This is a genomic window from Bacillus sp. AP50, assembly GCF_040492675.1.
In the GTDB taxonomy this organism is placed as follows: Bacteria; Bacillota; Bacilli; order Bacillales; family Bacillaceae_G; genus Bacillus_A; species Bacillus_A cereus.
In genome coordinates, this window is record NZ_JBEUTW010000023.1 from 34256 (window position 1) to 43941 (window position 9686).

Below are 9686 nucleotides of genomic sequence, written 5' to 3' on the forward strand. Positions count from 1 at the left end.
TCGTTGACACTGTTAATACCCTATTGTATGCTAACAACGGGGATAGATGGTAGGGCTTTCAGTGACAAAATTACATCTATTCCGTGACGAAAATGTAAACTTTTTGTTTTGTATAGGATTTATGCAAAAAAATGAGTTATTATTAACACATCGTGAATGAGGGTTACATATTGGAGGGATGAATCCTTGCAAAAAAACGATCGCAGCCATATAAAAGCTTATGCTTTAATGTCAGGTATTCTTGCTCAATTAGTCGGTTCTATTCTTGTTGGAATCTTTGGTGGGCAGTGGATTGATAATAAGGTTGGAACGTTTCCGTTGTTTCTTATTATAGGGTTATTACTCGGACTAGGAACAGGGGTATACGCAATGATTCGACTCATTCGACATTACTATTCGGGAGAGCAATGATGATAGACGTACATGGACTTGTCCAAAGACAAAAGAAATATATGTACTACTTGCTTGCGCTTCTAGTGCTAGGATGGGGATTTACCTCTTACAAGGATGTATTTCTTGGACTGATTATCGGGACGATTTTCAGTTTTCTTAGTTTGCGCATCATTGCACGTAGAACAGACAAGCTGCTAGATCGCGTAACAAATGGAGAAAATGTGAAGTTCAAGGCAACAGCGGTAAGTACATATTCAAGATTCGCCACGATTGGGTTATTAATTTTATTTGCAGCCAAATATCAAGAGTTAATCGCGATGTGGGGCCTAGGTGTAGGATTGCTGACAGGATACCTTGTCATGATCATAGATTTTCTTTATTTAGAGTATAAGAGCAGGGAAGAGAGGTGAATTACTAGTGGAACACGGTAAATTAGTTGAATTTCTAGGTTTAACGTTCGATTTGTCATCAGTTATGATGGTTACTGTAGCAGCAGTTATTGTTTTCTTAATCGCTGTTATTGGAACTCGCAGCTTAGCTCTTCGCCCAACCGGAATGCAAAACTTCATGGAATGGGTGTTTGACTTCGTGAAAGGGATTATCAATAGTACGATGGACTGGAAAACAGGTGGACGTTTCTTAACGCTTGGCGTTACGCTTATCATGTTTATCATCGTATCGAACTTCCTTGGTTTACCATTCATGTATTCAGCAACTGAAGCTGGCGAACATATTGCATGGTGGAGATCACCAACGTCTGATCCAGCAGTTACATTAACATTAGCCGTGATGGTAGTTACCCTCACCCATTATTATGGAATTAAGATGAAGGGTACGAAAGAGTACGTAAAAGGTTATTTCCAACCTATGAAATTCTTATTCCCATTAAAGGTTATTGAGGAGTTTGCTAACACATTAACGTTAGGTCTTCGTTTATTTGGTAACATTTATGCAGGTGAGATCTTATTAGGATTACTTGCTAAGTTGGGCGGAGCATCAGTCCTTGGGGCATTAGGTGCGCTTGTACCAATGTTAGCATGGATGGGATTCAGTGTATTCGTTGGATCAATCCAAGCATTTATTTTCGTTATGTTAACGATGGTTTATATGGCTCATAAAGTAAGCCATGACCATTAATATAATTTAAGTAAGAAAAAATTTATTTTTTTATAATACAAAGGAGGACAAATTAAATGAGTTTAGGTGTAATCGCAGCTGCAATTGCAATTGGTTTATCAGCATTAGGTGCAGGTATTGGTAACGGTCTTATCGTATCACGTACAATCGAAGGTGTTGCTCGTCAACCAGAATTAAAAGGCGCACTTCAAACAATTATGTTCATCGGGGTTGCTTTAGTTGAGGCACTTCCAATCATCGGTGTAGTTATTGCATTCATCGTAATGAACAAATAAGGGAGACTCCCCTTACATAGATGGCGAAGAGTGTTTTTCCGAACTTTCTTCGCCATTGCTTTATGAATGAAACGTATGTCTTTTTTTTTCATATGATCAATTTAGATATTTTGAAGGGAGTGAATCCTTGTGCCAACTTTATTATTAGGTGCTGCCATTCCATTTGGAACGATTGCTTATACATTGTTCATTTTCTTACTTCTATTAGTAATGCTACGCAAATTTGCGTGGGGTCCTTTAATGGGAATTATGAAAGAACGTGAAGAGCATGTTACTAATGAAATCGACGCTGCAGAAAGAAGTAATGCTGAGGCGAAGAAATTAGTAGAAGAACAACGTGAAATGTTAAAACAATCACGTGTTGAAGCACAAGAGTTAATCGAAAGAGCGAAAAAGCAAGCTGTAGATCAAAAAGATGTTATTGTTGCTGCTGCGAAAGAAGAAGCAGAATCAATTAAAGCATCTGCTGTACAAGAAATTCAACGCGAAAAAGAGCAAGCAATTGCTGCTTTACAAGAACAAGTTGCTTCTTTATCTGTTCAAATTGCTTCTAAAGTAATTGAAAAAGAATTAAAAGAAGAAGATCAAGTGAAGTTAATTCGCGATTATATTAAAGAAGTAGGAGAAGCGCGATGAGCAATGGGATTGTAGCAAAACGTTATGCTGTCGCTCTTTTTAAAATTGCTAAAGAAAAACACGTATTAGAAATGTTTGAAGAGGAATTACGCCTTGTACAAAACGTTTATGTAAAGAACGGAGAACTACATAGCTTTTTAACGCAACCGAACATTTCAAAGGAACAAAAGAAAACGTTTCTTGCAAACGTATTCGGATCTGTTTCTGAATCTATTTTAAATACGTTATATATTTTAATTGATAACAAACGCATTGATATCTTACCTGAAATTGCAGATGAATATGTTGTTCTTGCTAATGAAGAACGTAACGTAGCGGATGCAACTGTATATTCTACTCGTCTTCTATCAGAAGAAGAGAAGCTTAACATTGCTGAAGCATTTGCAAAGAGAACGGGAAAAGATGCAATTCGCGTGAAAAATGTTGTAGATGAAGATTTACTAGGCGGAATTAAAGTACGTATTGGAAATCGCATTTATGACGGAAGTTTACAAGGAAAATTAGCACGTATTCAGCGTGAATTAATGAAGAATAGATAGGGGTGAAGCACATGAGCATCAGAGCTGAAGAAATTAGCGCACTGATAAAGCAACAAATCGAGAACTATCAGTCTGAAATCGAAGTTAGTGATGTTGGTACAGTTATCCAAGTTGGTGACGGTATCGCGCGTGCTCATGGTCTTGATAACGTTATGGCTGGTGAACTTGTAGAGTTCTCTAACGGCGTTATGGGACTAGCACAAAACTTAGAGGAAAACAACGTAGGTATTATCATTTTAGGACCTTACACAGAAATTCGTGAAGGTGACGAAGTTCGTCGTACTGGTCGCATCATGCAAGTACCGGTAGGAAAAGAACTAATTGGTCGTGTTGTAAACCCATTAGGTCAACCAGTTGATGGTTTAGGCCCAATCAATACAACAAACACTCGTCCAATCGAAAGTCCAGCACCAGGTGTAATGGATCGTAAATCTGTTCATGAGCCACTTCAAACAGGTATTAAAGCGATCGATGCTCTTGTACCAATTGGCCGTGGTCAACGTGAGTTAATCATTGGTGACCGTCAAACTGGTAAAACAGCAGTTGCACTTGATACAATCATTAACCAAAAAGATGAAGACATGATTTGTATCTACGTAGCAATTGGACAAAAAGAATCAACTGTACGTAACGTAGTAGAAACACTACGTAAGCACGGTGCATTAGAGTACACAATCGTTGTAACTGCATCTGCTTCTCAACCAGCTCCATTATTATACCTAGCTCCTTACGCTGGTGTAACAATGGGTGAAGAGTTCATGTACAATGGTAAACACGTATTAGTAGTATATGATGACTTATCAAAACAAGCAGCGGCTTACCGTGAGCTGTCATTACTATTACGTCGTCCTCCAGGTCGTGAAGCTTACCCAGGGGATGTATTCTACTTACATTCTCGCTTATTAGAGCGTGCAGCAAAATTAAGTGATGCAAAAGGCGGCGGTTCTTTAACTGCACTACCTTTCATCGAAACACAAGCAGGGGACGTATCAGCATACATCCCAACAAACGTAATTTCTATTACGGATGGACAAATCTTCTTACAATCTGACCTATTCTTCTCTGGCGTACGTCCAGCGATCGATGCGGGTACTTCTGTATCTCGTGTAGGTGGATCTGCTCAGATTAAAGCAATGAGTAAAGTATCAGGTACACTTCGTCTTGACCTTGCATCTTACCGTGAGTTAGAAGCGTTCGCTCAGTTCGGTTCTGACCTTGATAAAGCAACTCAAGCGAAATTAAACCGTGGTGCTCGTACTGTTGAGGTATTAAAACAAGGATTACACAAACCATTACGTGTAGAGAAACAAGTTATCATTCTTTACGCTTTAACACGTGGATTCCTAGATGATATCCCAGTAGTAGATATCACTCGTTTTGAAGAAGAATTCCATGCTTGGTTAGATTCTAATGCGACTGACTTATTAGAAGAAATCCGCACAACTAAGAAACTTGCGGATGACGACAAATTTGCAGCAGCAATCAATGGATTTAAAAAAGTATTTGTAGCTTCTGAATAATAAAAGCGGAAGCGGCTCGTTCTGAATGTGAGGGGGATGGAGCTTCTGACGAAGAGGCGGTGTTTGCCTCGTAGGAAGAAGTGAAGCCACCGAGCATTCAAGCCGCTGGAGCTAGATAGTATATATAAAAGGCATCTCGGGCTCTGAGATTGCTAAAGGTCATGTAAAGGAAAAGAGTAGGTGCACCTATTCTTTTCCTTCAATCATGAGCAAGAATATCTTGCAACGTAGATTAGGAAGAGGATTCTTACTAATCGTGCCAACTTCCGGAAAAAAGGTGGTGAAAACCTGTGGCATCTTTACGCGATATAAAAGCGAAGATTAACTCGACAAAGAAAACGAGTCAAATTACGAAAGCGATGGAGATGGTATCTGCATCTAAGTTAAACCGTGCAGAGCAAAATGCTAAATCTTTCGTTCCGTATATGGAAAAGATTCAAGAAGTAGTAGCGAGCATTGCGCAAGGAAGCAAAGGGATTAATCATCCAATGCTAAATGCGCGTCCTGTAAAGCGTACAGGATACATCGTTATTACGTCTGATCGCGGACTAGCAGGTGGTTATAACAGTAACGTATTACGTACAGTAAGTAACGTAATTCGTGAACGTCATAATATGGATTCAAACCAATATTCTATTATTGTGCTTGGACGACTAGGACGTGATTATTTAAAACGTCGCGGCTTTAACATTATTGATGAAGTAGTTGGATTATCTGACCACCCATCATTTACTGATATTAAAGACCTTGCTTCTCGAGCAATTGCGATGTTTGCAGATGGTGCTTATGATGAGCTGTACATCTACTACAACCATTACGTAAGTAAAATTTCACAAGAGGTAACGGAAAATAAAATTTTACCGCTTACTGATGTGGCGTCTGACAAACCGACGACAGCTTATGAATTCGAACCTTCTGAAGAAGAAATTTTAAAAGTACTATTGCCACAATACGCAGAAAGCTTAGTGTACGGTGCATTACTAGACGGTAAAGCAAGTGAACACGCAGCGCGTATGACAGCAATGAAGAGTGCTACAGACAACGCAATGGAAGTTATCGATTCACTTACACTTTCATTCAACCGTGCGCGTCAGGCAGCGATTACGCAAGAAATTACGGAAATCGTTGGTGGAGCAGCAGCGTTAGAATAGTATTAAAAAGCGGAAGCGGCTCTGTCAAAAGAGTCGCGTAAGCTATAAACCAATAAAAAATTAAAAGCTAGCTGCTCGTAGAAAGTTGGCTAATTAAAAGAAAGCTAGGAGGGAACCCGATGAATAAAGGGCGCGTTACGCAAATCATGGGTCCGGTTGTAGACGTTAAGTTTGATGGCGGAAAGCTACCAGAAATCTACAACGCCCTTACGGTAAAACAAAGCAACGAAAACGGAAGTATTAACTTAACATTTGAAGTTGCACTTCATTTAGGTGATGATACAGTTCGTACAGTTGCGATGTCTTCCACAGATGGACTTGTTCGTGGCACAGAAGTAGAAGATACTGGTAAACCAATCTCTGTACCAGTTGGTGATGTAACACTTGGTCGCGTATTTAACGTATTAGGTGATGCAATTGACTTAGATGGTGAGGTTCCTGCAGATGTACATCGTGATCCAATTCACCGTCAAGCACCTGCATTCGAAGAATTATCTACTAAAGTAGAAATTCTTGAAACTGGTATTAAAGTAGTAGACTTACTTGCTCCTTACATTAAGGGTGGTAAGATCGGCCTATTCGGTGGTGCCGGCGTAGGTAAAACAGTATTAATTCAGGAATTAATTAACAACATCGCACAAGAGCACGGTGGTATCTCTGTATTCGCTGGTGTAGGTGAGCGTACTCGTGAGGGTAATGACTTATACCACGAAATGAGCGATTCTGGCGTAATCAAGAAAACTGCGATGGTATTCGGACAAATGAACGAGCCACCTGGAGCACGTCAACGTGTTGCATTAACAGGTTTAACAATGGCTGAGCATTTCCGTGATGAGCAAGGACAAGACGTACTTCTGTTCATCGATAACATCTTCCGTTTCACGCAAGCGGGTTCTGAAGTATCTGCCCTTCTTGGTCGTATGCCATCTGCGGTAGGTTACCAACCAACACTTGCAACAGAAATGGGTCAATTACAAGAGCGTATTACATCTACAAATAAAGGGTCTATCACGTCTATCCAAGCGGTATATGTACCAGCCGATGACTATACTGACCCAGCACCAGCTACAACGTTCGCTCACTTAGATGCAACAACAAACTTAGAGCGTCGTTTAACGCAAATGGGTATTTACCCAGCCGTAGATCCATTAGCATCTACATCTCGTGCACTTTCTCCAGAAATCGTAGGAGAAGAACATTATGAAGTAGCTCGTCAAGTACAGCAAACTTTACAACGTTATAAAGAGCTTCAAGATATCATCGCTATCTTAGGTATGGATGAGTTATCTGAAGAAGATAAGTTAGTTGTACATCGTGCTCGTCGTATTCAATTCTTCTTATCTCAAAACTTCCACGTAGCTGAGCAGTTTACAGGTCAAAAAGGTTCTTACGTACCTGTAAAGAATACAGTTAGTGGTTTCAAAGAAATTCTAGAAGGAAAATATGATGACCTTCCAGAAGATGCATTCCGCTTAGTAGGTGGCATTGAAGAAGTTATTGAAAACGCGAAGAAAATGATGGCGTAAGGCCTTAGGAGGGACGAAGTATGAAGACATTTCCAGTCAGTATTGTAACTCCTGATGGACCGGTTTACGAAAAAGAAGTAGAAATGGTAAGTGTAAAAGCAGAGAGTGGGGAAATGGGGATCTTACCAGGTCACATTCCAACTGTTGCACCATTAAAAATTAGTGCAGTTCGTCTGAAAAATGGTGGACACACTGATTATGTAGCAGTAAGCGGTGGCTTTATCGAAGTTCGTCCAGATAAAGTGACTGTATTATCATCATCTGCTGAAGAAGCAAACCATATCGATATCCATCGCGCAAATGAAGCGAAGCGTCGCGCTGAGCAACGTCTGCAAGATAAACAAGCACATGTTGACTTTAAACGTGCAGAAATGGCATTACAACGTGCCGTGAACCGTTTAAACGTTTCCGATATGAAGTGAAAAAATCCGTAAGGGCTTTGCCTTTACGGATTTTTTTTGTGTGTATTTTATGGATAATTTTACGATGCTTGTATAAGTAGAAGTGTACAACAATTTATATTTCATAAAGGGGATGAATCAATGATTGGTGAAATGAAGCGAGAAGCATTGTACTCTTTAAAGGGAAAATGGGGACTAGGTGTTGGATCAACAATTTTATATTTTATTTTAAGTTATGTCGTTTCGATGGCTGCAATGCTTATACTATTAATTCCAGGAATTATTATATTTCTCTCAGTTGCAAGCTTAACGGGATCATTTGAAGAGGAAACGATGTCAATTGGAGCTGGTATTACCTTTGGAATTTTTTATTGCATTATAATAATTTTGAGTAACGCATCGTATGGGATCACGTCATATGGTTATACAAATGTATTTTTACAGATTAGTAAACGAGAAGATGCTAAAGTAGATTACTTATTTGAAGGATTTCGTGGCTTTAAAAGAATGATGAAAACAATGTGGGCAATGCTTGCGATTTTGTTATATACAGGTACATGGATTCCGATGCTGTTAATAGGCTTATTTGCATTGTTAGGTGAAGAAGGGAATACGTCATTTGCAATAGCTTTCTTCGTACTATTAGCAATTTCAATTGTTGGTATGATTGTGATGTATTTTTCTTATGCACTGACGTACTATGTGATGATTGAAAATCCAGAATATAGTGTTTCGCAGGCGATGAAGGAAAGTAAGAATCTTATGAAGGGTCATAAGTTAGATTTGTTTCTTTTATGGCTGAGCTTCATAGGATGGGCTATTTTAGCGCTTCTTACTTTTGGAATAGGATTTCTTTGGTTTAGTCCGTATATGAGTACGACGACAGCACACTTTTATCGCTATATTTCAAAAGGTGAATTTCAATAGGAACATGCTATACTAATAGAATTATTGTGTATAGGAGGCGAGGCTACGCATGATTAGTGATTTAAAAGGAGAAGCACTAGATTCATTAGAAGGGAAATGGGGATTAGCTGTTGGGGCTACACTACTCATTTCAATTCTTATCACAGCTTTTGATTTTAGTGTTGATTGGGGATTTTCTTTAATTTTCGGTTGGCAAAAAACAAACGGTTCAATTTCAATGAATATTCTTACATTTTTCGTTACTGGACCGTTAACTTTAGGTGGATATTACCTTGGTTTAAATATCCTTCGTGAAAAGCAAGCTAGTATCGGTAATGTATTCATTTGGTTTTCAGAGGGAAAGAGATTTCTAAAATCATTTTTATTATATTTATTAGTAAATCTTTATCTTTTCTTATGGACGTTATTGTTCATTATTCCAGGTATTATTAAATCATTTTCTTATGCGATGACATACTTTATTTTGAATGATCATCCAGAATATACAGCGAATCAAGCGATTACTGAGAGTCGTCATATGATGAATGGACATAAAATGGATTACTTTTTACTATGCTTAAGTTTCTTAGGTTGGTTCATTTTAAGTATTCTTACTGTAGGAATCGGTTTCTTATGGTTAGCACCTTATTTCTACGCGACATCAGCCGCATTTTATGAAGAGATTTCAAAAGAATATTATAAAAAAGAAGGCACTACTTTCTAATAAAACATATAAACTATCTACCCTAAAGAATGTAGGGAGCAGATAGCAGATGGTTTAGGTGTTTTGATATTTGTCCTATTTTCGGGATTCACTTCAGGATAAGGTATAGATTTTTATATAGAAATGCTACCCTCTATGTTTTATCATAGAGGGTTATTTTTTTATGTAAAAATGATAGGAAATAATGAATAATATATGTAAAGAAAAAAGCGAGGTGAATGAGAGTGAGCAAATTTTTAATACCGTATTCATTTTCTATATTAAGTTTCTTTATTTCAGCAACAGCACTTGATTTATATGATAGGATGGGAAGCGATAGTGAGCTGGTTTCGCCGAACATAATTGGAAAGATAATTCAATCTACTGCGCAAATGGGAGTCCTTACATTGTATTTCGGAGTACCTATTATTTTAGGTGGCTGTCTACTTGGTGAGCTATTGTTTAGAGGTATCATTTTACGATTTAAACTAAGCTATAT

The 9686-nt window shown here is 38.4% G+C and carries 13 protein-coding genes and 1 pseudogene; all 14 read left to right on the top strand.

The genetic code is table 11. The features are described 5' to 3' along the window. Positions 1-46 precede the first annotated feature (46 nt). Positions 47-160, top strand: coding sequence for a DUF4024 domain-containing protein (locus tag ABWK52_RS03125; protein WP_000232962.1), 114 nt, complete (start codon positions 47-49; stop codon positions 158-160). A gap of 26 nt (positions 161-186) precedes the next feature. Then, the gene (locus tag ABWK52_RS03130) at positions 187-411 is read left to right on the top strand and encodes an AtpZ/AtpI family protein (protein ID WP_001171223.1); all 225 of its coding nucleotides are present in this window, start codon (positions 187-189) and stop codon (positions 409-411) included. Next, positions 411-803: an ATP synthase subunit I gene (locus ABWK52_RS03135; protein WP_000567600.1), complete on the top strand. Its 393-nt coding sequence runs from the start codon at positions 411-413 to the stop codon at positions 801-803. The genes ABWK52_RS03130 and ABWK52_RS03135 overlap by 1 nt, the downstream gene beginning before the upstream one ends. A gap of 7 nt (positions 804-810) precedes the next feature. Then, the gene (atpB, locus tag ABWK52_RS03140; protein WP_000399871.1) at positions 811-1530 is read left to right on the top strand and encodes a F0F1 ATP synthase subunit A; all 720 of its coding nucleotides are present in this window, start codon (positions 811-813) and stop codon (positions 1528-1530) included. A gap of 56 nt (positions 1531-1586) precedes the next feature. After that, complete coding sequence (gene atpE / locus ABWK52_RS03145) at positions 1587-1805, top strand: F0F1 ATP synthase subunit C (protein ID WP_000052064.1); 219 nt, start codon at positions 1587-1589, stop codon at positions 1803-1805. Positions 1806-1934: 129 nt separating this feature from the next. Further along, on the top strand, positions 1935-2441 hold the full coding sequence (gene atpF, locus ABWK52_RS03150; RefSeq protein WP_001142618.1) for a F0F1 ATP synthase subunit B: 507 nt from the start codon (positions 1935-1937) through the stop codon (positions 2439-2441). Next, a complete protein-coding gene (gene atpH, locus ABWK52_RS03155; RefSeq protein WP_000064683.1) occupies positions 2438-2980 on the top strand; it encodes a F0F1 ATP synthase subunit delta in 543 nt (180 codons plus the stop codon). The genes atpF and atpH overlap by 4 nt, the downstream gene beginning before the upstream one ends. Before the next feature lie 11 nt (positions 2981-2991). After that, on the top strand, positions 2992-4500 hold the full coding sequence (atpA, locus tag ABWK52_RS03160; RefSeq protein WP_000027518.1) for a F0F1 ATP synthase subunit alpha: 1509 nt from the start codon (positions 2992-2994) through the stop codon (positions 4498-4500). Positions 4501-4790: 290 nt separating this feature from the next. Continuing rightward, positions 4791-5651, top strand: coding sequence for a F0F1 ATP synthase subunit gamma (atpG, locus tag ABWK52_RS03165; protein WP_000157696.1), 861 nt, complete (start codon positions 4791-4793; stop codon positions 5649-5651). 119 nt (positions 5652-5770) lie between these two features. Next, the gene (atpD, locus tag ABWK52_RS03170; protein ID WP_001032593.1) at positions 5771-7177 is read left to right on the top strand and encodes a F0F1 ATP synthase subunit beta; all 1407 of its coding nucleotides are present in this window, start codon (positions 5771-5773) and stop codon (positions 7175-7177) included. 20 nt (positions 7178-7197) lie between these two features. Continuing rightward, entirely contained in the window at positions 7198-7599 is a 402-nt protein-coding gene (gene atpC / locus ABWK52_RS03175) for a F0F1 ATP synthase subunit epsilon (RefSeq protein ID WP_000847211.1), read from the top strand. A 120-nt stretch (positions 7600-7719) separates the two neighbouring features. Then, the gene (locus ABWK52_RS03180) at positions 7720-8505 is read left to right on the top strand and encodes a DUF975 family protein (RefSeq protein ID WP_000578829.1); all 786 of its coding nucleotides are present in this window, start codon (positions 7720-7722) and stop codon (positions 8503-8505) included. Positions 8506-8554: 49 nt separating this feature from the next. Continuing rightward, the gene (locus ABWK52_RS03185; RefSeq protein WP_353771873.1) at positions 8555-9208 is read left to right on the top strand and encodes a DUF975 family protein; all 654 of its coding nucleotides are present in this window, start codon (positions 8555-8557) and stop codon (positions 9206-9208) included. A 218-nt stretch (positions 9209-9426) separates the two neighbouring features. Next, positions 9427-9686 (top strand): annotated as a pseudogene (locus tag ABWK52_RS03190) (hypothetical protein); the annotation flags it as partial.

Coding starts and splice junctions, on each gene's coding strand:
- ABWK52_RS03125 (WP_000232962.1), top strand. CDS start 47: ATGGTAGGGCTTTCAGTGACAAAATTACATCTATTCCGTGACGAAAAT.
- ABWK52_RS03135 (WP_000567600.1), top strand. CDS start 411: ATGATAGACGTACATGGACTTGTCCAAAGACAAAAGAAATATATGTAC.
- atpE (WP_000052064.1), top strand. CDS start 1,587: ATGAGTTTAGGTGTAATCGCAGCTGCAATTGCAATTGGTTTATCAGCA.
- atpH (WP_000064683.1), top strand. CDS start 2,438: ATGAGCAATGGGATTGTAGCAAAACGTTATGCTGTCGCTCTTTTTAAA.
- atpA (WP_000027518.1), top strand. CDS start 2,992: ATGAGCATCAGAGCTGAAGAAATTAGCGCACTGATAAAGCAACAAATC.
- atpD (WP_001032593.1), top strand. CDS start 5,771: ATGAATAAAGGGCGCGTTACGCAAATCATGGGTCCGGTTGTAGACGTT.
- atpC (WP_000847211.1), top strand. CDS start 7,198: ATGAAGACATTTCCAGTCAGTATTGTAACTCCTGATGGACCGGTTTAC.
- ABWK52_RS03180 (WP_000578829.1), top strand. CDS start 7,720: ATGATTGGTGAAATGAAGCGAGAAGCATTGTACTCTTTAAAGGGAAAA.
- ABWK52_RS03185 (WP_353771873.1), top strand. CDS start 8,555: ATGATTAGTGATTTAAAAGGAGAAGCACTAGATTCATTAGAAGGGAAA.